Source organism: Bacillus sp. BB51/4, from assembly GCF_008368845.1.
Classification (GTDB): Bacteria; Bacillota; Bacilli; order Bacillales; family Bacillaceae_G; genus Bacillus_A; species Bacillus_A wiedmannii.
In genome coordinates, this window is the sequence record NZ_QOSC01000008.1 from 377,872 (window position 1) to 401,615 (window position 23,744).

Consider the following 23,744-nt stretch of genomic DNA (forward strand, 5'->3'; position numbering starts at 1 on the left):
AACTATTTCATATTGTGCGGAGTTGATAACCATGACAAAACAAACAGAATATAAGCGCAAGCCCGAATGGTTGAAAATTAAGTTAAACACGAATGAAAACTATACAGGCTTAAAGAAAATGATGCGTTCTAAGAATCTTCATACAGTTTGTGAAGAAGCGAAATGTCCGAATATTCATGAATGCTGGGCTGTAAGGAAAACAGCAACATTTATGATTTTAGGTGCGGTTTGTACACGTGCTTGTCGTTTTTGTGCGGTTAAAACAGGCTTACCAACTGAGCTTGATTTACAAGAGCCAGAACGCGTAGCAGATTCTGTAGTACAAATGGGCTTAAAGCACGTTGTTATAACAGCGGTTGCACGTGATGATTTAAAGGACGGAGGAGCAGCTGTTTTTGCTGAAACAGTACGCGCTGTACGTCGTAAAAATCCATTTACGTCAATCGAAGTATTACCATCTGATATGGGTGGAGTAGAAGAAAACTTAAAAATGTTAATGGATGCAAAACCAGATATTTTAAACCATAACATTGAAACAGTACGTCGATTATCTGACCGAGTTCGCGCTAGAGCAAAATATGATCGTTCATTAGAGTTTTTACGTCGAGCAAAAGAAATGCAGCCTGATATTCCAACTAAATCGAGCATTATGGTGGGCTTAGGTGAAACGAGAGAAGATTTAATTGAAGCGATGGATGACTTACGTGCAAACAATGTGGATATTTTAACTCTTGGACAATACCTACAGCCATCTAAGAAGCATTTACCAGTTCTTAAATATTACCCACCAGCAGAATTTGCAGAGCTTAAAGAAATTGCACTTAGCAAAGGCTTTAGCCACTGTGAAGCTGGCCCACTTGTGCGTTCTTCTTACCATGCGGACGAGCAGGTTCGTTCTGCAAAAGAAAAAACAGCAGAAGCAAAATAATGAAAAAAGAGAGCTAATCATTAGCTCTCTTTTTGTTTATATTCTAAAACAGTATTTGGGCATGTTAATAAGATTTTCTTTAATTCCTCTGTGGATAATTCAATTGTAAATTCAGGTACACCAGGTGTAATTAAAATTTTATCGTAAGCATAAATAGCAATATCCACAATAATCGTTACATTTTGTGAATAACCGAAAGGAGCTACACATCCTGGAGTACAGCCTGTTTCTTCTCTTAGCTCATCAGGAGAACAGAGAGATAAGCTTTCTCCTGTTATTTCTTTCATCTCTCCTCGGTTGAGCCTTGTACCCTCTAACGTAAAAAATACGTAATAATCTCCAGACTTTGATTTTAAAAATAAGCTTTTACTTGGAGTGCCGTGTAAGCCAAGTCTTTCACGTACGATACGATCTGTTTCATAATCGAGTACTGGTTCGTGTTCAAACTTTTCGTAAGAAGCATTTGTTTTATGTAGTAAAGCAAGTACATCTTCGTACATATGGAGTGATACCCCTTTCTATTGTTAGTACAGTTTCTTCTCGTGGCGTCAACTGAATGTGTTGGAAAGAGATATTACTTGGACGGTGCTTCCCATAATCGTTTTAGGATACATTGTTTATCGAGTGTAATTTCATAAATATCAGGATTCGTTAAAGCTCTCCATTCAATAAAGCCGATCGTATGATCAAAGTGCTTTAAAATGAGCGTGAGTAAGTTGCCGTGTGTAACAAGTAGTGTTGTAGTATGTTTTAACTTTAAAACGTCTTGGATAAGTGATATAGCACGATCCGTCGCTTGTTTTGTTGACTCTCCGCCTGAAAAGGCAATATCTATATTTGTAAAAGTAGATTCTAGTTTTTGCAACCAATCATCCATTGGAACGTCGCTTAATATGCGTTCAGCTAATCGTTCATCTTCTTGGATAGACAAGTTAGCTTGAAGCGCATAGGGCCGAATTGAATCGATAGCTCCCACAAATGGGCTTGAAATAATATGATCTATTTGTGATTGGTTTTCTAAGAGGAATGTAGCAAGAGTGTTTGCTTGATTTTTTCCTGCAATCGTTAATTCGGCATCACGTTCTTGTCCAGTTGCTGAACAATGTCGTATTACAATCAATTTCTTCATAATTCATCCCCATCTTTCAAGTTGACGCTATATACTTCGACAAATGTGGGGGAAATTCCTTTTTATTGGAAACGGTATATTGATTTAAATATGTGGAAAAGTAATGTGGATAAATGAACATTTGAGGTGTAATGATGAAAAAAATGATATGTATTATATTCGGTCTTTGTTTTTTTATACACTTGTCCACAACATATGCAGAATCCAATCAAAAATTAAATTATCCAAGCAATCGAAATAAATCGTTTGTGAGTGAGGATGTGTTTTATGAACAGTTAGATAAAAAGGTGTATAAAGAATATAAAAATGCAGCATATAGCGTTCGAAAAAAAATCTCATTTAAAGAAGTGCCTGATGAAGAATTTTCTTTCTTACAAAAAACAGCTGTGGGTTGTCGGAGTAGTGTGGTGTTCCAAGATTCTTTTATTCACCCTGATCGCCAAGTTTATTTTTTCGCGTCCTTTTTTCAAAATGAAGCAGAAGAGTTTCATAAGTACATTGTTATAGATGCAGAAACGAAGAGGGAGCTGCAAGAGGGCGAGAGTTATCATCATTGCGAAAATCGTGGTAAAAAATAACCCACCAGTTGGTGGGTTATTTTTTATTCCGGTACACTCATTAATTTCTCTTTCATTTTACGAATAAGAATGACAGCACCAATTGTGAAGAGAAGGGTAATTCCTTCTGCAACAAAGATGTTAATTGTTTTTGTTTGATAAAGTGCCGCGAAAAAGTCTACAAATGCGTGGAATAATATAGCGTAAACAAGGAAGATATATTTCTTCTGTTTTACTGCGTATAAGACAAGCATTGTAAAGGAAATTTGCAATACAAGAGCCATAATTCTTTCCAAGCTGCCAAGGAAGTATAAATAAGCAGGTTGTTCTATTAACATATCCTTTACAAGGTTTAATTGTGGTAGTTTTTCTGCCATTTGAGCGAAGCTACCATTGTTAATAGCATTAGCGAATATAAGTGTCTGCAATGCAGAGAATCCGCCAACTAAAATGGATTCAATCCCGCCGTGACCAATTCCATAAGCAAAGCCATCTTTATATTCTAGATATTTTTTTAGTAGGAAGAAGAAGGCAACGAAGCGTCCTAATTCTTCAAAAATACCAGCAGTTAGTCCACCATAAATTGCAAAGACAAACGGATTTTCTAAAAATGGAGCGATTGCTGGATTACCACGCATAAATAGGTGGAACGGTGTTTCGAGAATTTGGGTAAATCCAATAAAGATAAGAACACCAACGCCGACTACTTTCCAATTAATATTATATTTTTTACGGAAATAAACAAACGCAATAATAGGTACCAGAATCGAAATCACAAGTTGAATTGTGATACTGGCAATTACCGTACTTGAAACCATACTTTCACCGCTTTCTAATATATGTACATATCTATTATGCATGAAATATAGTGGAGATGAAACTTTAAAAAAAAATGAATTTACTTATTGACTCTAACGTTGCGTCATACTTTATCGTATGTACTAAGGGGGAGATACACATGACAATGAAGGTAAAAGAAGTAGCTAATTTAGTTGGAATTAGTGTGCGCACACTGCATCATTACGATGAAATTGGGTTATTAACCCCAGACGAGACGACAGAGTCTGGATATCGTCTGTATTCCAATGAAAATTTAGAGACATTGCAGCAAATTTTATTTTTTAAAGAACTAGGCTTCCCTTTGAAGAAAATTAAAGAAATTATTATGAGTCCATCATTTGACCATGAAGAAGCACTACAGCTTCATAAGAAAATGCTTCTTGAAAAGCGTGCCAGATTAGATAAGGTGATTGCGACGATTGATAAAACAATTCAGCATACAAAAGGAGAGATTGAAATGACGAATAAAGAGAAATTTGAAGGCTTTGATTTCAGCTATAATCCGTACGAAGAAGAAGCGCGTGAACGATGGGGAGACGCAGCTGTAGATAAAGCGAATGAATACGCGAAAGGTATGTCAAAAGATAATCAAGAAGAGTTTAATACTATTTACAGAAATTTAGCGGCCCTTAGACACGGCGCACCAGATTCTAAAGAGGCACAAGAAGCAATTGGAGTATGGTACGATTACTTGCAAAACTTCGGAGAGTATTCATTAGATGCTTTTAAAGGACTCGGTCAAATGTACGTCGCAGATGAGCGCTTCACGAAAAATATCGATAAGTTTGGTGAAGGGTTAGCGCAGTTTATGTGTGATGCGATGGCGGTTTATGCGGATCGTAAGAAATAGTCAAAAATAAAGAAGGTGGAGGTTTTCTCCACCTTCTTTATTTTTTTATCATATCATTCAAAGTCTGATCCCCCGTATTGTTCAAATGAGGATTTTTACTCATTTCCCGTTTTAACATGTCGAGGCTCTGTGTATATTCTGTATCATTTAAAGCGCCAGATTGAAGGCCTTGAATTTGAGAAATCAACTTTTGGTCTGTTGATACATATGCTTTATAATAGCGAGGGACGATGGACAAAGCAGCTTTATATACTTGATCTGCTACGAGTTTTGGATCCGTTGTGTTTGCACGGTATACAACAAATACTTCATCATCGGTAACGAGCGTAGCAGCGTTTGTAACGTCAGGAAGTTTGACTGTCATGCTTGTAATCATTTCAGCGACTTTCTCACGGTTAATGGCTCCTACTTGTTTGTTAGATACTTCATGTTTTTGTTTAGATGAATAACCGACTCTCGTTAATCTTGTATTTGTATTTTCCGTATGATACATGTCGTTTTTATTGGAAACAAGAACACGACTTCCTTCTTCACGTTCCATTTCGGCTTTATTAGATGATTGACAGCCTGCGAATAAGGAAAGAGTGAGGAGAGAGAGTATAATTTGTTTTTTCACGATGTATCACCTCCTTCTCCATAGCATGCACTAATTTTCAATTTTTTGTATTTGAAATTGTTGGTTGGTATGCTTTGTGATACGATAAAAAGAAGAATGCTTAGAGAGGAAGTTAATGATGGAGCAAAAGCAAGAGCAAGAGATGCATGCTACGGTGAGCATTAATAATGTGCAGTACGAAGTAATTAAAAACTTTCGTGACGGTTTTAGTGAAGAAGCATTTAAAGAGCGTTATGCAGAAATTTTAAATAAATATGATTATATCGTTGGGGACTGGGGTTATGAGCAACTTAGATTGCGCGGTTTCTTTGATGATAGTAATCAACGTTCGACATATGATACGAAAATTAGTACGTTAACGGAGTATTTATACGAGTACTGTAACTTCGGTTGTGCACACTTCGTATTACGAAAAGTGAAGAAATAAAAAAATCCTCTTACGATTGTAAGAGGATTTTTTGCATTATAAACAAATCGAGATATGATCGCCTTCAGAAAGTATTGCATTTGGTTTCATTTGTTGTCCGTTCAATTGAATATCCCCATTTTTAATTTTATCCACAATGAGTGTACGGCTCCAGTCGGAAATATATGTGGATAAAGCTTTATCGATTCGGTGGGAACCGAAAACGATATCTAATACGATTGTGATTTCAGCTACGCCACCTTCTTTATGAGGTGTAATGGAAATGGTAGTAGTTGTTTCTGTTTGATCTTGCTTCGTCATGTCGACTGTTTCAACGTGATCAGTAAATGATTTATAAATACGAAGTTTTTGGTTCCACGTATGATCTTTCGGACATTTATAAATGGCAAAACGATATATATTTTTTCCGTTGGCGTTATGCCTACGAATATTCGTGTCAGTAAATAAGGTAGTGCGTCTGCAATTTTTACAATACTTTTCAATTGTACCTTGTTCATTTTCATATAAACTCCAAGAAAGTTGTACTTTTTGCATTTTCCTTCACCTCTTATAGTAGTGGCAAAGAAACGTAATACAGCTATTTGGATGTCTTGTAGTATGAAGGCATGAGAAATAGACAAAAATAAAAGGAGGTTCCCCAAAGAGGAACCTCCGTAAACATCATACTACAGATGCGTTACGTTCCTTTGTAATGGGAATGGGCAGACTACTCCCTTGAAAAAGCGTGGTGCTTTTTTGAGAGTAATGCTATCCAATTGCTGGTCCATTACAAAGTAAATGTCGGCATACGTAGATAACGTCCTTTCTATCCAAATAGATTTATTTTTAATTATAACATATAAGATAGAAAATTCAAAATACTTAAAGCGAAAAAACACCAGCTAAAATAGCTGGTGCCTACGATAAATTATATAAGTTCAAATAAAAATGAGCGTAATTCTTCTGCAATTTCTTCAGTCATAGAAAATGCATGCTCTAAGTAGCCTGGTTCGTTTAAATCGTCAGGACCGATGATTGCAAATCTATTGCGCTGTATATCAAGGACAATTGTTTTACCGTAATGACGATCGGAGTATAAAAGCGCTAAATCATGACGCTCATTTTCTCCCATAAAGCTAACGAAACGAGTTCTTGTAGCGACTGTATCGTCGTACAGAAAGAAACGTTCTTCCATACACATGGCTCCTTTATTAAATATCTAAGTTTAAGTGTGGTTTATAATCTAAATGGTGATGCGTTTTAATGAATCGTACCGTTCTTGTTTTGTAACGCATAACGATAGAATATGTTTCAGCTAAATCTCCGCCAAGGAATTTAACACCGTCTAATAACTCACCAGCAGATACACCAGTTGCTGAGAAGATTGCATCATCCCCAGATACTAAGTCATCTAACATAAGAAGTTGACGAGGATCTTCTAATCCCATTTCACGACAACGAGCTTCTTCTTCTTCGTTCATTGGAACTAAGCGAGCTTGCATTTCACCTTCAAGGCATTTTAATGCTGCTGCAGAAATAACACCTTCTGGAGCTCCGCCAATACCAACGAATAAATCAATACCCGTTCCAGGTAGTGCTGTTGCGATTGACGCACCAACATCACCATCACCAAATAATTTTACGCGTGCACCTTTTGCACGAACACGGTCAATAATATCTTGATGACGTTCACGTTCTTGAACGATAACTGTTAGATCACGAATCTTTTTATTGTTAGCTTCTGCTACAATTTCAATTGTTTTTTCAATTGGATCATCTAAGCTAATTTTACCAGCTGCTTTTGGACCAACCGCGATTTTTTCCATGTACATATCAGGAGCATGAAGAAGGTTACCTTTATCTGCGATTGCGATAACTGCCATTGCATTTGCAAGACCTTTTGCAACGATGTTTGTACCTTCTAATGGATCAACGGCGATGTCTACTTCTGGACCGTTACCTGTTCCTAGTTCTTCACCAATATACAACATCGGTGCTTCATCAAGTTCTCCTTCACCAATTACAACTGTACCTGCCATGTTTACCGAATCAAACATATCACGCATTGCTGTAGTTGCTGCATCATCTGCTTCGTTTTTCTTTCCGCGGCCCATCCACTGTGCGGATGCTAATGCTGCTGCTTCTGTTACACGGACAATTTCTAGTGCGAGTTCACGTTCCAAGATTCCATTCCTCCAATTTCAAAAATCATACAAATATAACTATAACAAATAACGGAGAAAAGGTGAATTCGAAAAATTGTCGATTTTTTCAGAAGAAAGCGTTACAATTAAAATGTAAATGCTTTAATTTCCAGGTAGGTGACATTCATGTATTTTGTAGACAGAAAGAAAATAGAACAAATGCTAGTATGTTTAGAACGAGCAACAAGTACATTTCAAGAGAAAAAGATATATGAAACCGAGTTTGAATTTTACGCATTAGAACGCATAGCTCATCTCATTATTGATTGTGTATTAGATGTAGGGAATGCGATGATTGATGGATTTATTATGCGCGATCCAGGAAGTTATGAAGATATTATCGATATTTTGATGGACGAGCGAGTGATAAGTGCAGAAGAAGGACAAGGAATGAAAGAAATTATCCTTCTTCGAAAAATGCTTACGCAAGATTATATTCAAATGAATCATGATGAATTATATAAGACGATTCAAAAACATATTGCAGTGGTAGAGAAATACCCAGCAAATATTCGCAGTTATTTAGAGAAGGAATTAGGACCTGTATCTGCATTTGTACCAGAATAATTATGCTTATAAGATCCCCGGGACTGCCTTTTGGGGATCTTATATTGTATGTGAGAAAGTAAAGGGAAAAGGGAGAAGGGTTAAGCATGGGGGAAGCACGTACGACGAAAGATGAAATTGTACAATTGTTGAAAGTTAAGGGAGAGCACACAGTAGCGGAACTAGCTGACGTTTTAGAGATTACAGAAATGGCGATCCGAAGACATTTAAGTAATCTTGAGAAAGATGGTTTCATTTATTCTAAGATGGTAAGACAACATGTCGGAAGACCAACTTATTTATATGGATTAAGTGAAAAGGGAGAAGATACATTCCCGAAGGAGTATAAGCAATTTGCGATTGATATGCTAGAAGATTTAGCTCGAATGGGTGATGAAAAAATACTTCGTTACGTTTTAACAGAGAGAACGAAGCGAATGGAAGAACAGTTGCAAAAGCGAGTGAGTAATCAAAAGAATTTAGCATATAAAGTGCAAGAGATAGCAGCTATGCAAGAGAAAAATGGTTATATGGTTCAAATAAAGAGAGATGGAGAGAACTCTTTCGTAATTGAAAAACAAAACTGTCCGTTAAAAGAAATTGCAGAGAGATTCCCGCAAGTATGCGAAGATGAAAAAGAGATGTATAATCGTTTATTTGCAGGAGCAGATGTAAAGACGTTAGCAAACATGTGTGAGGGCGATTGTAGTTGTTCTTACCAAGTAAAAGAGAAAAAATGAACGTTATGGGGCGCTTTAAGGTAAAGCGTTTTTTTCTTTTTGAAAAGCGGGTAATATAAGAGTGGTATGATAGGTGAGAACGTTAGCATAGAAGGAGAGACATAATGATGTATAAAGGTTACTTAATTGACTTAGACGGTACGATGTATCGCGGAGAAGAACAAATTGAAGAAGCGAGCGACTTCGTAAAAGCGTTAGGAGAGCGCGGTATTCCTTATTTATTCGTTACGAATAACTCAACTCGTAAACCAGAACAAGTGGCAGAAAAACTTGTTCGTTTCGATATTCCAGCGGAAGCAGAGCAAGTATTCACAACGAGTATGGCTACAGCGAATTTCATTTATGAACGTAAACAAGATGCGACTGTATATATGATTGGTGAAGAAGGCTTACATGATGCGCTTGTGGAAAAAGGATTTGAACTTGTGGATGAAAATCCTGATTTTGTTGTTGTTGGTTTAGATCGTGACATCACATATGAAAAATTAGCAAAAGCTTGTCTTGCTGTGCGTAACGGCGCAACGTTTATTTCTACAAATGGAGACATTGCCATTCCGACTGAGCGTGGATTATTACCAGGTAATGGTTCATTAACATCAGTTGTAGCAGTATCAACAGGTGTGGATCCAATCTTTATCGGAAAACCAGAATCAATCATTATGGAACAAGCTTTGAAAGTGCTTGGCATAGAAAAGAATGAAGCCTTAATGGTTGGGGATAACTACGATACAGACATTTTAGCAGGAGTAAATGCTGGCATGCATACGCTTCTTGTCCACACTGGAGTCACAACTGTGGAGAAGTTAACAGAATACGAAGTTCAACCAACGCAAGTTGTGCATAACTTGACGGAGTGGATTGAGAAGATGTAATGAAAAACAGGTAGCCGGAAGAGGTTACCTGTTTTTTTTATGCATAATTGCATATGTGCTGTTGTTATATAAAATGTAAAATTCATATGTAGTGATATTAAGAGGAGGGAATCAGAGTGTACTGGATGCCATGTATTATGTTTGTTTTTACATTATGTGTTTTGTTCTTTGTTCTATGGAAAATATATAAAATAAATGAAATGAAAAAAAGCGCGGGAAAACTCATTGCAATGTATCCTCGAGTGAAGAGACGGTGGATTGCGTTACTTGGACCAGCATATTTCATTGGACAATGTATGTATATATATGCTCAGTACGTAAGTGGCGATATTGATACAGCTGAAAAGTTTCTTATTCAGTCGGGTAGTTATGTTGTAGCAAGTTGTTTTATGACTTTAATAGCTATCCATCTTATTAAAAGTGTACAAATATATGAAAAAGGTGTAGTAGACGGATTAAACTTTTATTCATATGAAGAATTAAAAGGCTATAAAACATCAACATGGGAAAATCCAAAAGAAAATATATTTTTATATCGCGGGCGAGAAAAAATGAATGACAATGTGAATTTACTTATTAGACAGGAAGATATGAATGAATTAGAAAACATTCTTCGAAGATATATTCCGAAATTGATGATGAAATAAAAAAACTCCGGTTGTGAAAACCGGAGTTTTTTTATTAAAATGCACGATTCACAACATCTTTAACCTCTTCAAGATATTGTTTACGCACATTATCATCCACAGAAGGGACACTCGTATAGAATGTATGCTCAATTGTTTCAATGCCTGTAAATTCAAAAATACCAACATCAGCTGTTTTCTTCATTGCATCAAACATACCGCCTGCTGTGTATGCTTCTTTCGTATTTCCCATTGTAGATAATAATAAGCCTTTTTTATCGCTTAATAGTTTTTCAATGCCATTTTCACCGTAAGCATAAGCGAAGCCGTGGCTAAATACACGGTCAACATATCCTTTTAAAATAGCAGGAAGTCCCGCCCACCAAACTGGATAAATAAATGTAATGCTATCCGCCCAAGAGATATGCTCTTGCTCTTCTTTAATATCTTCTGGTGTGTTTCCTTGAGAAAATGAGATGAAATCGGAAGCGCCTAATACTGGATTGAAGTTTAACTCGTATAGATCGCGAACGCGTACTTCATGACCTTTTTCTTCTAATTCACTTTTTACCGTTTCTAAAATTGCGTGGTTGAAGCTTTCTGTATTTGGGTGTGCATAAACGATTACATGTTTCATTGTTCTTCCTCCTATTTGTGGATATGTGAATAGTTTTTATGTATTCGTGTAACTATTATGGTTACTTTTTTTATGAGAGTCAATTTTTCTGACATGAGAAATATTAGTGTGTGACAAAAAAATACAAAATAGTAGGGATTTTGTATTTTTGAATAGAATATATAGATTGGTAAATAGAGAGAGAAGGGGATATGGGGATGAATATTATTGAAATTGAAAGGTTAGAAAAATCGTTTGATATTGGGGATAGTAAAGTAAAGATATTAAAAGGTATTAATCTTCAAATTCAAAAAGGAGATTTCGTTTGTATTATGGGGGCAAGTGGTTCAGGGAAAACAACTTTATTGCAGCTATTAGGTGGATTAGATATTCCATCGGTAGGTAGTATTCGAGTTGACGGTACAGAGATTTCAACGTTAAAAGAAAAAGAGCTCGCTTTATTTAGAAGACATAAAATCGGTTTTATTTTTCAACAGTTTAATTTGATTCCGGTGTTTAGTGCAGAGGAAAATGTAGGATTACCGTTACTGTTGGATAATGTATCGCAAAAGAAGGCAACGGTGACAGCAACTCGTTTATTAAATCTCGTCGGGTTAAAAGGAAAAGAAAAACATTTACCAGCGCAGTTATCAGGCGGGCAACAGCAAAGGGTTGCGATCGCAAGAGCTTTTGCAAATGAGCCGGCTATTATATTAGCTGATGAGCCAACAGGGGCATTGGATTCAGAAAATAGCAAAAATATAATCGCGGCACTGCGCAATGCGTGTGATGAGTTAGGACAAACAGCTGTCATTGTAACGCACGACCCGTTCGTAGCGGCCCATGCGGATAAAGTTGTTTTCTTATTAGATGGTGAAGTAATTCATGAACATGCTGAAAGTAAAGGATGGAAATTTCGAAATATCCCGCAACAAGTTACCCACATTCAAGAGATTATGAATCGCCACTTTAAAGTAGGAGGTAAAGGTGATGCGATGGGTAATTAAGTATGCGATAAAATCGATGAAACAAAATTGGTTGCGAAATATGTTGATTGCCCTCGGTGCAGCTTTAGGTGTTATGTTAGCGACGATGTTATTACTAGGCAATCAATCGGTAGAGAAAAGTGTAAAAGAACAAGTAGTAAGCCGGTATGGAGATTATAATTTACAATTTGGCTATATAAAAAATGATATGTATTTAAATAATGAAAGTTTAAAAGGAATAGATGGCTTAGAAAATGTTGAGAAAATATCAAAAGTACTTATACCATATCCTTTTCCACATTATAAAGAGTTATCGGGAAAACCGTCCTATTGGGGTGTTGAGCAAGATTCTCCAGAAATGCATTCTTATAAAATATTAGAAGGTCGATATCCGAAAGAAGGTGCTGAAGTAGCGCTGACAAAAGGATATACAGACCGTGAAAATATACGGTTAGGAGATACGATTAAGTTGCCATTCCCGCAGCATGGAGAAAAGAATGTGAAAGTCGTCGGGATTTTAAATCCACCGCTAATGGCAGCAATGGGGCATAGTGCTTATTTTCCAATCCATTGGCTTCAAAAAGAATTAAATCTATCAAATAAATTCAACCTCGTTCAAGTAAAAACCCCCGATGTAAATGTGAAAAGAGCAATTGCTCTTGATGTAAATAAGAAGATAGAAAATATAAAGGTGGATCAACGTACTTATGTTGATAAGGCGTTTGAACGACTAAATGTAATGAAGCCGTTAATTTTTAGTTTAGGTGGTATTGCTTTATTTGTTGTAGCTCTTTTAATAATGGGAAGTTTCTTCTTATCTGTTAGAAGTCGATTTAAGCAGTGGGCATTATTACGTGCACTCGGTAGTAACCCAAATCAAATTATATTAGTCGTTTTATTAGAGGCTTTATGCATCGGGGCAATCGGATCGCTAGCAGGGGTTATTCTTGGGGCAGGTACGCAAACAATTGCAGCATCATTCATTAACAAATGGGTGAATATTGAGGGGGCAGGTAAAGCATCATTCTCAATTTCAGGTGAGATTTTAATCATTACGTTTTTACTAGGCATTGTTATGTCTATCATAGGGGCCATTATACCAGCTTTCATGGTTAGAAAGATTCCACCAGTTCAAGCACTTCGCCCAGGTCTTCCTAGTAATGAGAAAAAAGAAAAGAGATGGAGTGCTTTTAGCCTTAGCGTTTTAATCATTGGTACTGTTATTGGACTAGCAGGTAACGTATTAGAGCAGTATATCGGTTTTAATCCAAGTGCGATAGGAGCGCTGTTATTTGCAGTCGGTTTGTTATTTGCGATTCCGTTCTTTATTCGTATGATAGCACCAGTGATTGCAAAACCGTTTCAAATGATATTACGAATTGAAACGACGATTAGTAGCCGGAATGTAATTCGTTATCGGAATAAGGCAGCTGTGTCGGTTGCTATACTAGCATTCGGTTTTATGTTAGCACTTGTTGGAACGATGTATATAAACTCTATTTACGAAGGCATGAAAGATGGGTTACAAAAACATTTACCAGCTGATTTAGTAATAAGAATTCCAATAGAATCGCAAAGTACTGAAGTATTACCATTTAGTTGGATGGAGAAGATTAAAAAAATTGATGGTGTAGAAGAGAGCGTAGCAAATGTTACTGACTTTACAGCGAAGCTTATAAATTATGATTTTAAAAAAGCGGATCAAGAGTGGTATGAAAATGTGAGGAAAGATGATTTTGAATATGATGTGATAGAGGTTGTGGGGAATGATATTGTTGCTTATCAAAAAGTAACAAAAGCGAAAGTGATTACAGGACAAGATTTAAATAAGCCATTAAAAGATGGTGAGGGAGTCGTTACGAAGAGAACTGCTAAAACATTAGGGATTCAGTTGCATGATACGATTGAAGTACAAGGAAAAGGGAAAGAAAAACAAACGATTAAAGTCGTTTCGATTATTGAGCAAGGATTAAGGTTAAGAGGGTTAGATATTTTTGTAAATGAACAATGGGCTCGCGATAAGTTCCACGTACAAGGATATGAAGCGATTCAAATTATGACAAATTCTAATCAATCATTTGAATCGATTAAGAAGCAAGTAAAAGAAATTACAAATAATAAAGAGAATGTAGAAGTTATAAACAGTTATGATTTATTGAAAGAACAAGAGCAGTTATTATCGCAAATGATGATGTTAATTCGCTTGTTAGTTGTAATTGTTTTCATTATTTCTGGTATAGGATTAATGAATGCGATAGTCGCAAGCTTGCATGAAAGACGTGCTGAAATTAGTATGATTCGTGCGGTAGGAGCTATTCCGAAGCAAATGAGACGGATCGTTTTATTAGAGGGAACTTTACTTGGAGCGATAGCTGGTTGTATTGGCATTTTTGGTGGGATTTTGTTTAGCTATATTGTGTTATCAAGTCTTGAGCTAACAGTTATTATCATTCCGTATAATCAAGTCTTCATATTGGCTCTAGCTAGTCTGATGCTTGGGGCAGGGGCAGCATTGATTGCTTCCTTACAATTAAGAAAGTTTAAATTAAGTGATACTTTAAAGGAGTTATCAGCATAAAAGATTGCTATACCCCACTCATACAAAGAACAAAGAAAACAAATAAAATGATGACAATACCAATGCCGAAATTAAATACGAGAGTACTATCCATATATGTAACCTCCTTGTTTGAAAGTAAAAAGCACTCTGGCTGGAGTGCTTTTTTATTTTGAATCTACTTCACAACTTTTAGAAAAGGATTCATGCGTGTAAAGAGTTACATTATTTTATGTGTTTATATGTTGAAATGAGTAAGTCCTTGTGAGGTATAAAAAAAAGACACTCTTTTGAGTGTCTTTCATGATGACAAAATGTGCCAATTGCTTGAGTTTGATAAGGCGCTAATATCCGTTTTAACGCCTTTTCTTTGATCAAGAAGTGTAGCAACAGCGATTCAAATAAATTGTACCATTTGTTTCATAGGTGTGCGTATGTAATTGTGCATATTTCAATTGGAGGGAAATGAGGCACGAAAAATGAATGAGTATATATAGAATATTTGATTAGGGGAGAGAAGGATGGATATACATAAGTTAACGGTAGCAGAAGCAAAAGAGATAAATACGTGGACGTATGAGGAACCTTATAATTTATATAGTTTTTCAGGCGAGGAAGAAGTAATAGAAGAATTATTAGATGGAACGTATTATGGCTGTTGTAACGATAATGGGGAGTTTATCGGCTATTTTTGTTTTGGAGAAAATGCACAAGTGCCAGGTGGAAGAGATGCAAATTTATATGGTGGAGAAGATGTAATTGATATCGGACTTGGCATGAAGCCAGCGTTAACAGGGAAAGGCCTGGGGAAAATATTTTTTCAAGCTGGGATAGCTTTTGCTATTAAAGCATTTAGGCCGAAAACGTTTCGACTTAGTGTAGCGACGTTTAATACAAGAGCGATTACGCTATATAAAAACATAGGTTTTCAGCAAGGTCCTATTTTTTTGAGTCGCGGAAGAGAATTTATGCTCATGGAATACAAAAGACCGTCAGTATGAAACTGACGGTCTTTCATATTTTATTATTCCGAATGCTCAGCTCTGTGTGCTAAACGGCTTGAAGCAGCGGCAGCGATCCCGCCAACGATATCATCAAGGAATGTATGCACCTTTCCAGATGATTTATCATTTAAGAATTCTAAAATACCAGGTTTTAATTTATCGATATATCCAAAGTTCGTGAAACCGATAGAGCCGTATACATTAACGATAGAAAGTGCGATCACTTCATCAATTCCGTATAAGCCTTCATCACGTTTTACGATATCTTGTAACGGCTCACTTAACATTCCTTTTTCAGCAAGGACATCGAGTTCGATACCAGTAATTAGTGCGTTTTGTACTTCACGTTTTGATAATACACGCTCAACGTTATAACGGCATTCTGACATCTCTAAATTTGGATGATATTTTTTTTGAAGAAAATGAACAAGCTCAGCAATATCGTCAATTGTTACACCACGTTCTTGTAATAGTTGTAATGCTCTTTCTTGTAGTTGATTTGATTCTTTCACGTTTATCACCTTTTTTTCTTTTTAGTATTTGTATACGTTTCGTTGCTTTATCATGTGCATAGGAATGAAAGGCGAGCACAAGCTCATATATATAAAGAAAAACCATAGGTGGCGACTGCGATGATTCATCATATTTATGAGCATTATCATATGCATGTTAAAGAATTAATCCCCCTTGGCCCCTATAAAAGCTTTTGGATTCGCAACAAAATTTATGTACTTGTTCCAATTGGAGAAATGGAGGAAGAAGTACTTGTAGAGATGAAAAAGCTCAGTGATTATATGAACCAGCAAGGGGATATAACTGTAGCGACTTTCGTTCCGACTATACACGGCTACTATGTAAGTGAGATAGAAGAACAAAATTACTGCTTATTAAAAGGTATGCGTGCGTTAGAACGACATGCTACATCATTAGGAAGTGAGCTTTCTATATTCCATAAACGAGGTGCATTCTTTCCAGAAGAAATTGAGCAATTAAGCCGCATAGGCGAATGGAAAGCGTTATGGGAAAAAAGGCTCGATCAATTAGAAAAGTTTTGGCAATCACAAGTGATGAACCACCCTACAGACGTATTCGATCAATTGTTTATTGAATCCTTCCCGTATTACTTAGGAGTTGCAGAAAATGCAATTCAGTATGTTGTCGATACAGAGATGGATGATACGCCGCAAATGACTGATGCAGCAACAATTTGCCAAGAACGATTCACACCTTTATTATGGCATCAAACGAAGCGTCTCAAACTTCCTTTTGATTGGGTGTATGATCACCCAACTCGAGATATGGCAGAATTAATCCGCTATATGATGATAGAAAAAAAGAAAGACTGGGAGCAAACAATCGTTCAATTTGTTACAGATTACGAACGAAATTATTCGCTATCCTCATTTGGTTGGCGCCTATTATTTGCAAGGCTCCTGTTCCCACTTCACTATTTTGAAACAGTCGAAAGATATTACCAAACTGGAAACGAAGAACAAAAAAGCATATATAGAGATCGCTTAGAAGCCATTTTACACGATGTGAACCGCTCTGAGCAATTTATGAAGCACTTTTATGGCTCACTTCGTTTACCAGTCGATAAGTTAGGGATTAGGAAATTAGATTGGCTATCTTAAAATATAAAAAAGAGACCGATTGAGGTCTCTTTTTTATATATCACAATTGTATGTAATACATTATGCCCCTACCTGTTGATCTGCACATATATTTAAAATGAATTGATGTTTTTCGATTTTTTCATTTACTTTACTCAATAATTCTTGCTGAATTTCTTTAAATAAAAATTGATAGCTCGCATTCCATGTTGGTATAACGGATGAAAGGTCTAATAAATACTCTTTTTTCTTTTCTAGTTCTTGAATTGTTAAGAAAGTGTTCCCCATTTTTGGCATGTGTCGTCCCCCTATGTTTTTTACTTTTATATGTGTGAACGATTCTATAGTATTAATTATCTCACTTTTTGAGAAGGATTTCCAATTTTGTTTTATGATGTTAACGCATGAGTGATATTTGAATAAAAAAAGGAGACCAAATTTGGTCTCCTTTTAGCAAGTGACTTTGAACGAGCCGCTTCCGCTTTTAGATTAATATCTAACTCCAGCGGCTAGAACAGTCGCTTCCGCTTTTAGATTAAAATACTTGTTCTACTTCAATAACGCCTGGTACTTCTTCAAGTAATGCGCGTTCGATACCAGCTTTTAGTGTAATTGTAGAACTTGGGCAGCTTCCGCATGCACCCATAAGGCGTAATTTTACGATACCTTCTTCAATGTCTACTAACTCAACGTCTCCGCCATCGCGAAGTAAGAATGGACGTAATTTATCTAATACTTCTAGTACTTGTTCTTCCATATGTGGGTTTTCCATTTTTATCGACTCCTTTCATCAGTTTTATTATAATCAAGATAGAGGGGAAAATCTATTTTTTCTGTTCTTGTTTTATTGCCGAAATTTTTTATCATGTTTACAACGTGTTTTTTCAGTATAGGGGTATGGAATAAGTTTGTAAAATGATGTGCTTATGTAATAAGACATCTGAATATACTGTTGAAACAAGAAGTGGGGGAGAAGAAATGGTTAATGTGCAAGTATATGGGACGAAAGTAATTTGTGCGAGCTGCGTTGGAATGCCATCTTCAACAGAAACGTTTGAGTGGTTACAAGCGGCGATTGGTCGTAAATATGAAGGACAAGAAAATAAATTTAATTTCGAGTATATTGATTTTCAAGAAGAACAAGAAGATGAAGATAAAAAAGCATTCGCAGAGCGCGTAGTGGAGGAAGATCTATTTTATCCAGTCGTTCTTGTAAATGGAGAAGTTGTTGGAGAAGGAAATCCTCGTTTGAAGGATGTTTACGAAGAAATCGAGAAATATTTATAAAGCAGGAAGCCTTTGCGAATTTGCAAAGGCTTTTTTTATTGGAGGGATAGATGTGAAAAATGGAGTGAAGCATGCGTTACCGACAGAAGTACAACAGTTAATGGAGCGGTACACAGTAGAATTAAAAGAAATTTTTTTGGATGAAAAAATAGTCGGGGTATATATTTACGGGTCTATCGCACTTGGTGCATTTCATGTAGAAACGAGCGATGTTGATTTTGTTACGGTAATAAGTGATTCCGTGAATGAGGCTGAAAAACAACAACTTGTAGAATTACATAAGAAACTTAGTGGTAGTACGTTAGGCAAAAGAATGGACGGTATGTATATTCCGCTTGCTGATTTAGGGAAATACAATGATGAAATGAATGAGTACGTGTATTGTGCAGATGGTAAAGCGAATATAGGTCATTGGGATATTAATGCGGTCACATGGTGGACATTGAAAAATCAAGGTATTACAGTTACCGGGAAAGAAGCGGAAGATCTTCCGTTTCAAATAGGGTGGGACGATGTAGTCAATACGATGAAATACAACGTAGAACAGTACTGGAGTGAAAAAGCGAAGCAGCTGTATTTATTTTTCATAGAAGAGTGGGTAGAATCAGCTGTCGTTACGATGGGCCGTATTCTATATACACTAGATCATAAAACAATCGTTTCAAAAGATAGTGGATTGCAATACTTGTTAGAGCGTTCAGGGGAAGAATGGGAGCTTTTATTAAAAGAAGTAGCGAGAATACGGCAGAATCCAAAAGAAAAGCGAATGCTCTCAAGGTGGAGAAGGGCAGATATGACGAGGAAGTACTTACTGCATTTAATTGAAACATGTAGAGAGAAATGGTAGGGAAAAACAGACGATACAGTAGATTGTATCGTCTGTTTTTTAATTAAAATTGGTATATAATGGTTTAAAAGGTTTAATTATACTGGAGGGGATAGGATGAATACAGAATTAGCTACTTATGAAGAAAAGTATGTAGTAATGAGTATGCGCGAAGTAATTAGTATGATAATAATTATTTTTGGGGTAATGTATGGAGTGGGTTTTTTGAACCTTGTTTATGACTCTTCCTTATATCCATGGTATGTAGATCATCTTATTCCGCCTTTAACATTTCTTACTATTATCTTAATATATTCACCAGCGAGAAATTACTGTGTACATTTATTAAAAACAATACAGTTCAATAATTTTAAGCATTATGTAACGATAGTAATGACGATGATCGTACTGCTTATATATCTTGCAGTATTAAATTTAGTTTTACCACATGGGCTTGGGGTGAATGAATCTAATATAGTAATAGAGCCTACTAAAAGTGAAATCATTTTATACATAGTTGTACTCACCACTTTTGCACCGATTTGGGAAGAACTTTTATTTCGGGGGATGTTTTTCACAAAATTATCTCAGCGCTTTTCTACACTTACTAGTATTGTTATAAGTGCTTTTATATTTACTTTAGGACATCCACTTACAGTAGGGAGTGTTTTATATATTTTTGGTGGCGGTATATGTTTAGCCTATACGTATAAGAAAACAAATAACTTACTCGTCCCATGGGGGATTCATTTATTAAATAATGCATTTTTTATATTAGTAAATTTTCAACTGTAAAAAGACGCCTTTTGAAAAGGGCGTCTTTCGTATTTTGTAGAAATGGATTTACATGTACTGTGTAGAGGAAAGGTAATACGAAATATGGATAGTTTCATGTGAAACATTTTATTATCAAATATACAAAATAATTAACTTAGTGTATTAAACATATCATTCATAAGTATTCTAATATATTTAAAAGTAAAATGGAATAATAAACAGGTAATTGTCGGAATAGATTCGATTTCCGTTCATTTTTATGAAATATATGTACTTTTTGTTAGATTCCTTCTTTTTATTTCTATAAAATACACGTATGTAGAAATGAGAAAAGGATGATGTACGTGAGGGACACTGTTTTACAAGAAACAATTTCTCCGCAACAGTTACATACAGTCGTTCAAAAGAATACGGCGTATTATGACTTTAAGTGGGGAAAAGTAGAAAATCCAGCGCAAGGAAATACGTGGAATTGGGTAGCCTTTTTCTTCCCAGTTTTTTGGTTAGCTTATCGTAAAATGTATAAGTTGTTTATTATACTTACGTTACTGGCGGTACCTAGTATATTTGTAACTCCTTTTATAGATATTCCAGATGGAATTTTTTTATCAATTGGTCTAGTTTTTCAATTAGGAATGATGATATTTACTGGATGGCAAGGAAACCGTTTATATTATAAGCATGCTGTCCGTATTTTACATAAGGAAGAAAATATGCCTGATCATGAGAAGGCATATTACTTACAATCAAAGGGTGGCGCTAGTTTTGCTAGCATGATTGGTTTACAAGTTATAGTGACGATAGTATTTGGTGGAGCTATGTTTGGACTTTCCCTTTTACCAACTGAGCCGAACATTAAAAATGTTGTTCGTTCAAGTGGTGAAGGTGTTACTTTAGAGATTATGACAGATGATCCAACTTGGAAGTTTGTGAAGAAAGAAAAAGATTATGACGTAGTAGAGTTTACTGGTTATGATTATACAGGGAAGAAAAATGTGAAAATAAAATTTGCTGTTTATTTTAGTGAAGACTATTTTGAATGGCAAGAAGTATATGAGAATAATAAGAAGTTAAGTGAAGAAGAGTTAGAAGAGTATCAATTTTACATTGAAGAAAATAGTTGGAGTTTCTATTGAGAACTCGTTCATTTTGAAAAGAAGAATCTTGTGAGGGTTCTTCTTTTTTCATTGGAAACGGTATATGAATTGAAATTTTGTAAAATACAATAAAAAATGAGAATTTGAGGTAGGCTTGTCAATAACGTAAGACTATGGCACTATAAAGAAATGCTATACAAATTTTATTTATCGAGATGTAAACATCAATTTTGATTTTTACGTATAAATAATGAACGGAGGAAATGAATTTATGGCTACTTTACCAAATTGTCCAAAATGTAATTCAGAATATACGTATGAGGATGGCGTTCTTTTCGTATGTCCAGAATGTGCTCATGAGTGGGGCCAAGAAGCAGAAGCTGAAAATAATGATGGTGCAAAAGTTGTAAAAGATGCGAACGGAAACGTTCTTCAAGACGGCGATGCTGTTACTGTTATTAAAGATTTAAAGGTAAAAGGAACTTCTTCAGTTGTGAAGATCGGTACGAAAGTAAAGAGTATCCGTCTAGTTGATGGCGATCACGATATCGATTGCAAAATCGACGGTTTCGGAGCAATGAAGTTAAAATCACAATTCGTGAAGAAGGCGTAAGTAAAAGAGGAGGCGAATAGGCCTCCTCTTTTTATTATGTCATTTTTTGTCGGTAAGTCGATATTCCTTGTCGAATCGCCGATATATTTCAAAAATCGTTGATATATTTTGAGTTATGATAGATATATTCGAAAAATCGTCGATATAATTTCACTCACCGAGAACGGTGCATCATTTACCAAGCGAGAGGTACGATTCATTTCACGCCATAGTCAATCTCTTTCAACTGACACCGCTTATTAAAGAATGTTTTATATCCAAGCTGTAAGAAGATAATAACAGCAAAGGCAGTGCTTCCTGAAATACCAAGTATAATGGCGATTTGATATTGAATGGCTGTAAATGGTGATACACCAGATAAGATTTGACCAGTCATCATGCCTGGTAAGCTTATAATCCCCATTCCGACCATAGAATTGATTGTTGGTAAAATAGCAGAGTCAAAAGCGTCTCGTATGAGCGGCGCAGCGGCTTCTTTCGGTGTTGCGCCAAGCATAAGTGAGCCTTCAATTTGACCTCTTTGCGATTTCATATTATTTAAGAACGTATTTGCACCGAGAGAAACACCTGTCATCGCATTCCCAACTAACATTCCCGTAATCGGAACGATATATTGCGGCGCATACCAAGGATCATGACCGATAATAACAAAGATAAATAGTAGAAGTGGCCCAATTGATCCGGCAACCATGGAAAGCGCGGCTACTCGTTTTAATTCTTTAGACATCGGGATGTTAACCCGTTTATAAATATTAAAAATTGCAAAGGTAGTAATAGAAGTAATAAGAGCAATTGTATAAAATGGATTACTATTTTCAAATACGTATGTAAGGACATATGCAACAAGTACGAGCTGAATCGTCATACGGAATGTTGCGAGCGCAATTTGTTTTTCACGCGGAATCCCTTTTAATTTTACAAGTCCAATTAAAATAAGAATAAAAATATATGCAGCGGCAAGTTGCCAAATTTGGAGTTCAATAACGCCCTTCAATTGAGAGCACTTCCTTTCTAGTTGCACCGTTTGTTTTACTAATTTCAATAATATCGTCTGCAATTCTTTCTGGAAGTTGTTGTGAGTGTGTAATGAAGATAACTGTTTTTTTCTTTTCTCTTGCTAGCATAGTAAATTGTTTCATAACGCGGCGTTCTGTATCGCTATCTAGTGCCGAGGTTGGTTCATCTAATAAATAAACAGGTGGATCCATAAGTACGATACGTGCAAAAGCAAGTCGTTGTTTTTCTCCGCCTGATAATGAATCAGCGTTGTCTTCTAAATTTTTTTCTAAGCTAACAGTCGTTAATGCGCTTCGCAAGGCATCGTCATTTGGAAATGGTTTTTCAGAAAAACGAAGTCCCATTAATAGATTGTCTTTAATCGTTCCATCAAAAATAGGTGGCGTTTGCCCAAGCATGACTACGTCACGTCGTAATTGAATAGGAGGATAATCAGAAATCAGTTTTCCGTTATATTTAATTGTACCGGATGTTGGAGATTGCAAATCATTTAGCATGCGGAGCAATGTACTTTTTCCGCTCCCACTCTCACCGATAATACATGTGATTTTTTCTTTTTGAATCTGTAAATAAGGAATTTGTAGTATATCTTTATATGTAACGTCTTTTAATATAAACATAGATGGCTCCTTTCTGATTCTAGTTCTATCGTATCAAAAAAGGGAGGATAAAGGTTATAAAGAGCAACGTTTTTTCTTCGTCTTGAGTTCTATTAATAAGTTAAGTAAACGATCTAATTCTTGGCTGAAAGAAATCACTTTATCATGAGTGAATCCGTACTTTTCAACGAGATAGATCAATTCTTTCTTCTTCGCTTCTATTCGATCGTTTAGTTTCGTTAAGTTCATAAGTGAAATGGAATACCTCCTGTAAAAGTATTTACAACATAAAAAATAAGACCGAATGACTTCGGTCTTAAAGGAAATAATAAAACAACTTATAAATAGCATACACTGTTTATCAATAGTTTTTAATATAAAAATGAAAAATAAATCATTATTCATATTGAGAAAGATGTGTCTGATAATTATATTTTA

Annotated in this window: 31 protein-coding genes; 17 read left to right on the forward strand and 14 right to left on the reverse strand. The window is 35.8% G+C overall.

What is annotated here, in order from left to right:
- The first annotated feature begins 31 nt into the window (after positions 1–31).
- On the forward strand, positions 32–928 hold the full coding sequence (gene lipA, locus DN392_RS10585; protein WP_000166369.1) for a lipoyl synthase: 897 nt from the start codon (positions 32–34) through the stop codon (positions 926–928).
- Between the two features lie 20 nt (positions 929–948).
- On the opposite strand, the gene DN392_RS10590 is transcribed toward lipA, so the two are convergent.
- Together DN392_RS10590 and DN392_RS10595 are read right to left on the reverse strand one after the other, a co-directional pair.
- Positions 949–1,428: a YbaK/EbsC family protein gene (locus DN392_RS10590; protein WP_000272727.1), complete on the reverse strand. Its 480-nt coding sequence runs from the start codon at positions 1,426–1,428 to the stop codon at positions 949–951.
- A 74-nt stretch (positions 1,429–1,502) separates the two neighbouring features.
- Positions 1,503–2,057 carry a histidine phosphatase family protein gene (locus DN392_RS10595; RefSeq protein ID WP_064470745.1) on the reverse strand — a complete coding sequence of 185 codons (555 nt, stop codon included), beginning with the start codon at positions 2,055–2,057 and terminating at the stop codon, positions 1,503–1,505.
- Between the two features lie 134 nt (positions 2,058–2,191).
- On the opposite strand from DN392_RS10595, the gene DN392_RS10600 reads away from it, so the two are divergent.
- On the forward strand, positions 2,192–2,635 hold the full coding sequence (locus DN392_RS10600) for a hypothetical protein (protein ID WP_000738174.1): 444 nt from the start codon (positions 2,192–2,194) through the stop codon (positions 2,633–2,635).
- Positions 2,636–2,658: 23 nt separating this feature from the next.
- On the opposite strand, the gene DN392_RS10605 is transcribed toward DN392_RS10600, so the two are convergent.
- Entirely contained in the window at positions 2,659–3,474 is an 816-nt protein-coding gene (locus tag DN392_RS10605; RefSeq protein ID WP_061673401.1) for a YhfC family intramembrane metalloprotease, read from the reverse strand.
- Between the two features lie 98 nt (positions 3,475–3,572).
- Here DN392_RS10605 and DN392_RS10610 point away from each other — a divergent pair, with 98 nt between their 5' ends.
- Positions 3,573–4,304: a MerR family transcriptional regulator gene (locus tag DN392_RS10610; protein ID WP_061673400.1), complete on the forward strand. Its 732-nt coding sequence runs from the start codon at positions 3,573–3,575 to the stop codon at positions 4,302–4,304.
- 37 nt (positions 4,305–4,341) lie between these two features.
- Here the strand turns inward: DN392_RS10610 and DN392_RS10615 are convergent, their stop codons facing one another.
- Positions 4,342–4,920: a YhcN/YlaJ family sporulation lipoprotein gene (locus DN392_RS10615; RefSeq protein WP_000744033.1), complete on the reverse strand. Its 579-nt coding sequence runs from the start codon at positions 4,918–4,920 to the stop codon at positions 4,342–4,344.
- Between the two features lie 115 nt (positions 4,921–5,035).
- Between DN392_RS10615 and DN392_RS10620 the strand changes: the two genes are divergently transcribed.
- The gene (locus tag DN392_RS10620) at positions 5,036–5,347 is read left to right on the forward strand and encodes a YutD family protein (protein WP_002008894.1); all 312 of its coding nucleotides are present in this window, start codon (positions 5,036–5,038) and stop codon (positions 5,345–5,347) included.
- A 36-nt stretch (positions 5,348–5,383) separates the two neighbouring features.
- On the opposite strand, the gene DN392_RS10625 is transcribed toward DN392_RS10620, so the two are convergent.
- From DN392_RS10625 to glpX, 3 genes are all read right to left on the reverse strand, one after another.
- Complete coding sequence (locus DN392_RS10625) at positions 5,384–5,881, reverse strand: hypothetical protein (RefSeq protein ID WP_064470746.1); 498 nt, start codon at positions 5,879–5,881, stop codon at positions 5,384–5,386.
- Between the two features lie 373 nt (positions 5,882–6,254).
- Positions 6,255–6,521, reverse strand: coding sequence for a DUF3055 domain-containing protein (locus tag DN392_RS10635; RefSeq protein ID WP_000392614.1), 267 nt, complete (start codon positions 6,519–6,521; stop codon positions 6,255–6,257).
- Positions 6,522–6,537: 16 nt separating this feature from the next.
- Positions 6,538–7,509, reverse strand: a complete 972-nt coding sequence (gene glpX, locus DN392_RS10640; RefSeq protein WP_064057619.1) for a class II fructose-bisphosphatase — start codon at positions 7,507–7,509, stop codon at positions 6,538–6,540.
- 147 nt (positions 7,510–7,656) lie between these two features.
- Here glpX and DN392_RS10645 point away from each other — a divergent pair, with 147 nt between their 5' ends.
- From DN392_RS10645 to DN392_RS10660, 4 genes are all read left to right on the forward strand, one after another.
- Positions 7,657–8,097 (forward strand): DUF86 domain-containing protein, encoded by a 441-nt coding sequence (locus DN392_RS10645; RefSeq protein WP_000274003.1) that lies wholly within the window; start codon positions 7,657–7,659, stop codon positions 8,095–8,097.
- 86 nt (positions 8,098–8,183) lie between these two features.
- A complete protein-coding gene (locus tag DN392_RS10650) occupies positions 8,184–8,816 on the forward strand; it encodes a helix-turn-helix transcriptional regulator (protein WP_000503338.1) in 633 nt (210 codons plus the stop codon).
- A 107-nt stretch (positions 8,817–8,923) separates the two neighbouring features.
- Positions 8,924–9,688 carry a TIGR01457 family HAD-type hydrolase gene (locus DN392_RS10655; protein ID WP_002109015.1) on the forward strand — a complete coding sequence of 255 codons (765 nt, stop codon included), beginning with the start codon at positions 8,924–8,926 and terminating at the stop codon, positions 9,686–9,688.
- A 116-nt stretch (positions 9,689–9,804) separates the two neighbouring features.
- On the forward strand, positions 9,805–10,335 hold the full coding sequence (locus DN392_RS10660) for an iron ABC transporter substrate-binding protein (RefSeq protein WP_088321314.1): 531 nt from the start codon (positions 9,805–9,807) through the stop codon (positions 10,333–10,335).
- A gap of 34 nt (positions 10,336–10,369) precedes the next feature.
- On the opposite strand, the gene DN392_RS10665 is transcribed toward DN392_RS10660, so the two are convergent.
- Positions 10,370–10,951 carry an NAD(P)H-dependent oxidoreductase gene (locus DN392_RS10665; protein ID WP_000683428.1) on the reverse strand — a complete coding sequence of 194 codons (582 nt, stop codon included), beginning with the start codon at positions 10,949–10,951 and terminating at the stop codon, positions 10,370–10,372.
- Positions 10,952–11,148: 197 nt separating this feature from the next.
- On the opposite strand from DN392_RS10665, the gene DN392_RS10670 reads away from it, so the two are divergent.
- From DN392_RS10670 to DN392_RS10680, 3 genes are all read left to right on the forward strand, one after another.
- On the forward strand, positions 11,149–11,937 hold the full coding sequence (locus DN392_RS10670) for an ABC transporter ATP-binding protein (protein WP_001021174.1): 789 nt from the start codon (positions 11,149–11,151) through the stop codon (positions 11,935–11,937).
- Positions 11,921–14,494, forward strand: a complete 2,574-nt coding sequence (locus DN392_RS10675; protein WP_142292450.1) for an FtsX-like permease family protein — start codon at positions 11,921–11,923, stop codon at positions 14,492–14,494. Before DN392_RS10670 ends, DN392_RS10675 begins: the two co-directional genes overlap by 17 nt.
- Before the next feature lie 500 nt (positions 14,495–14,994).
- On the forward strand, positions 14,995–15,474 hold the full coding sequence (locus DN392_RS10680; protein WP_048566614.1) for a GNAT family N-acetyltransferase: 480 nt from the start codon (positions 14,995–14,997) through the stop codon (positions 15,472–15,474).
- A gap of 23 nt (positions 15,475–15,497) precedes the next feature.
- On the opposite strand, the gene DN392_RS10685 is transcribed toward DN392_RS10680, so the two are convergent.
- Positions 15,498–15,989: a phosphatidylglycerophosphatase A family protein gene (locus tag DN392_RS10685; RefSeq protein WP_000665100.1), complete on the reverse strand. Its 492-nt coding sequence runs from the start codon at positions 15,987–15,989 to the stop codon at positions 15,498–15,500.
- Positions 15,990–16,109: 120 nt separating this feature from the next.
- On the opposite strand from DN392_RS10685, the gene yutH reads away from it, so the two are divergent.
- Positions 16,110–17,111 carry a spore coat putative kinase YutH gene (yutH, locus tag DN392_RS10690; RefSeq protein ID WP_000581274.1) on the forward strand — a complete coding sequence of 334 codons (1,002 nt, stop codon included), beginning with the start codon at positions 16,110–16,112 and terminating at the stop codon, positions 17,109–17,111.
- Between the two features lie 60 nt (positions 17,112–17,171).
- Here the strand turns inward: yutH and DN392_RS10695 are convergent, their stop codons facing one another.
- Both DN392_RS10695 and DN392_RS10700 read right to left on the reverse strand, forming a co-directional pair.
- Positions 17,172–17,387: a hypothetical protein gene (locus DN392_RS10695; protein WP_001125487.1), complete on the reverse strand. Its 216-nt coding sequence runs from the start codon at positions 17,385–17,387 to the stop codon at positions 17,172–17,174.
- 238 nt (positions 17,388–17,625) lie between these two features.
- Positions 17,626–17,862 carry a NifU family protein gene (locus DN392_RS10700; protein ID WP_000431158.1) on the reverse strand — a complete coding sequence of 79 codons (237 nt, stop codon included), beginning with the start codon at positions 17,860–17,862 and terminating at the stop codon, positions 17,626–17,628.
- Positions 17,863–18,068: 206 nt separating this feature from the next.
- Here DN392_RS10700 and DN392_RS10705 point away from each other — a divergent pair, with 206 nt between their 5' ends.
- The 5 genes from DN392_RS10705 (at position 18,069) to phnA (ending at position 21,690) form a co-directional block, all read left to right on the forward strand.
- Entirely contained in the window at positions 18,069–18,377 is a 309-nt protein-coding gene (locus tag DN392_RS10705) for a YuzD family protein (protein ID WP_000248591.1), read from the forward strand.
- Positions 18,346–19,224, forward strand: coding sequence for a nucleotidyltransferase domain-containing protein (locus DN392_RS10710; RefSeq protein ID WP_081113697.1), 879 nt, complete (start codon positions 18,346–18,348; stop codon positions 19,222–19,224). Before DN392_RS10705 ends, DN392_RS10710 begins: the two co-directional genes overlap by 32 nt.
- A gap of 96 nt (positions 19,225–19,320) precedes the next feature.
- Positions 19,321–19,998 (forward strand): CPBP family intramembrane glutamic endopeptidase, encoded by a 678-nt coding sequence (locus DN392_RS10715; protein ID WP_001091021.1) that lies wholly within the window; start codon positions 19,321–19,323, stop codon positions 19,996–19,998.
- A gap of 320 nt (positions 19,999–20,318) precedes the next feature.
- A complete protein-coding gene (locus DN392_RS10720) occupies positions 20,319–21,116 on the forward strand; it encodes a DUF2628 domain-containing protein (RefSeq protein ID WP_088321316.1) in 798 nt (265 codons plus the stop codon).
- 232 nt (positions 21,117–21,348) lie between these two features.
- Positions 21,349–21,690 carry an alkylphosphonate utilization operon protein PhnA gene (gene phnA / locus DN392_RS10725; RefSeq protein ID WP_000212737.1) on the forward strand — a complete coding sequence of 114 codons (342 nt, stop codon included), beginning with the start codon at positions 21,349–21,351 and terminating at the stop codon, positions 21,688–21,690.
- A 196-nt stretch (positions 21,691–21,886) separates the two neighbouring features.
- On the opposite strand, the gene DN392_RS10730 is transcribed toward phnA, so the two are convergent.
- Genes DN392_RS10730 through DN392_RS10740 form a run of 3 tightly spaced genes read right to left on the reverse strand, consistent with a single transcriptional unit; the run spans position 21,887 to position 23,555 of the window.
- Entirely contained in the window at positions 21,887–22,684 is a 798-nt protein-coding gene (locus tag DN392_RS10730) for an ABC transporter permease (RefSeq protein WP_000679268.1), read from the reverse strand.
- Positions 22,668–23,327, reverse strand: a complete 660-nt coding sequence (locus DN392_RS10735) for an ABC transporter ATP-binding protein (protein WP_000470292.1) — start codon at positions 23,325–23,327, stop codon at positions 22,668–22,670. Before DN392_RS10735 ends, DN392_RS10730 begins: the two co-directional genes overlap by 17 nt.
- A 54-nt stretch (positions 23,328–23,381) precedes the next feature.
- Positions 23,382–23,555, reverse strand: a complete 174-nt coding sequence (locus DN392_RS10740; protein ID WP_001054620.1) for an aspartyl-phosphate phosphatase Spo0E family protein — start codon at positions 23,553–23,555, stop codon at positions 23,382–23,384.
- Between the last annotated feature and the right edge of the window lie 189 nt (positions 23,556–23,744).

Bases quoted from the DNA above. Each gene is read 5' to 3' on its own strand.
- DN392_RS10610 (WP_061673400.1), top strand. From the start codon at position 3,573: ATGACAATGAAGGTAAAAGAAGTAGCTAATTTAGTTGGAATTAGTGTG.
- DN392_RS10720 (WP_088321316.1), top strand. From the start codon at position 20,319: ATGTACGTGAGGGACACTGTTTTACAAGAAACAATTTCTCCGCAACAG.
- DN392_RS10655 (WP_002109015.1), top strand. From the start codon at position 8,924: ATGTATAAAGGTTACTTAATTGACTTAGACGGTACGATGTATCGCGGA.
- DN392_RS10645 (WP_000274003.1), top strand. From the start codon at position 7,657: ATGTATTTTGTAGACAGAAAGAAAATAGAACAAATGCTAGTATGTTTA.
- yutH (WP_000581274.1), top strand. From the start codon at position 16,110: ATGATTCATCATATTTATGAGCATTATCATATGCATGTTAAAGAATTA.
- DN392_RS10595 (WP_064470745.1), bottom strand. From the start codon at position 2,057: ATGAAGAAATTGATTGTAATACGACATTGTTCAGCAACTGGACAAGAA.
- DN392_RS10740 (WP_001054620.1), bottom strand. From the start codon at position 23,555: ATGAACTTAACGAAACTAAACGATCGAATAGAAGCGAAGAAGAAAGAA.
- DN392_RS10700 (WP_000431158.1), bottom strand. From the start codon at position 17,862: ATGGAAAACCCACATATGGAAGAACAAGTACTAGAAGTATTAGATAAA.
- DN392_RS10695 (WP_001125487.1), bottom strand. From the start codon at position 17,387: ATGCCAAAAATGGGGAACACTTTCTTAACAATTCAAGAACTAGAAAAG.
- lipA (WP_000166369.1), top strand. From the start codon at position 32: ATGACAAAACAAACAGAATATAAGCGCAAGCCCGAATGGTTGAAAATT.
- DN392_RS10600 (WP_000738174.1), top strand. From the start codon at position 2,192: ATGAAAAAAATGATATGTATTATATTCGGTCTTTGTTTTTTTATACAC.
- DN392_RS10735 (WP_000470292.1), bottom strand. From the start codon at position 23,327: ATGTTTATATTAAAAGACGTTACATATAAAGATATACTACAAATTCCT.
- DN392_RS10625 (WP_064470746.1), bottom strand. From the start codon at position 5,881: ATGCAAAAAGTACAACTTTCTTGGAGTTTATATGAAAATGAACAAGGT.
- DN392_RS10680 (WP_048566614.1), top strand. From the start codon at position 14,995: ATGGATATACATAAGTTAACGGTAGCAGAAGCAAAAGAGATAAATACG.
- DN392_RS10590 (WP_000272727.1), bottom strand. From the start codon at position 1,428: ATGTACGAAGATGTACTTGCTTTACTACATAAAACAAATGCTTCTTAC.
- DN392_RS10715 (WP_001091021.1), top strand. From the start codon at position 19,321: ATGAATACAGAATTAGCTACTTATGAAGAAAAGTATGTAGTAATGAGT.
- DN392_RS10635 (WP_000392614.1), bottom strand. From the start codon at position 6,521: ATGGAAGAACGTTTCTTTCTGTACGACGATACAGTCGCTACAAGAACT.
- DN392_RS10705 (WP_000248591.1), top strand. From the start codon at position 18,069: ATGGTTAATGTGCAAGTATATGGGACGAAAGTAATTTGTGCGAGCTGC.
- DN392_RS10605 (WP_061673401.1), bottom strand. From the start codon at position 3,474: ATGCATAATAGATATGTACATATATTAGAAAGCGGTGAAAGTATGGTT.
- DN392_RS10665 (WP_000683428.1), bottom strand. From the start codon at position 10,951: ATGAAACATGTAATCGTTTATGCACACCCAAATACAGAAAGCTTCAAC.
- DN392_RS10670 (WP_001021174.1), top strand. From the start codon at position 11,149: ATGAATATTATTGAAATTGAAAGGTTAGAAAAATCGTTTGATATTGGG.
- DN392_RS10650 (WP_000503338.1), top strand. From the start codon at position 8,184: ATGGGGGAAGCACGTACGACGAAAGATGAAATTGTACAATTGTTGAAA.
- DN392_RS10710 (WP_081113697.1), top strand. From the start codon at position 18,346: ATGTTTACGAAGAAATCGAGAAATATTTATAAAGCAGGAAGCCTTTGC.
- phnA (WP_000212737.1), top strand. From the start codon at position 21,349: ATGGCTACTTTACCAAATTGTCCAAAATGTAATTCAGAATATACGTAT.
- DN392_RS10675 (WP_142292450.1), top strand. From the start codon at position 11,921: ATGCGATGGGTAATTAAGTATGCGATAAAATCGATGAAACAAAATTGG.
- DN392_RS10620 (WP_002008894.1), top strand. From the start codon at position 5,036: ATGATGGAGCAAAAGCAAGAGCAAGAGATGCATGCTACGGTGAGCATT.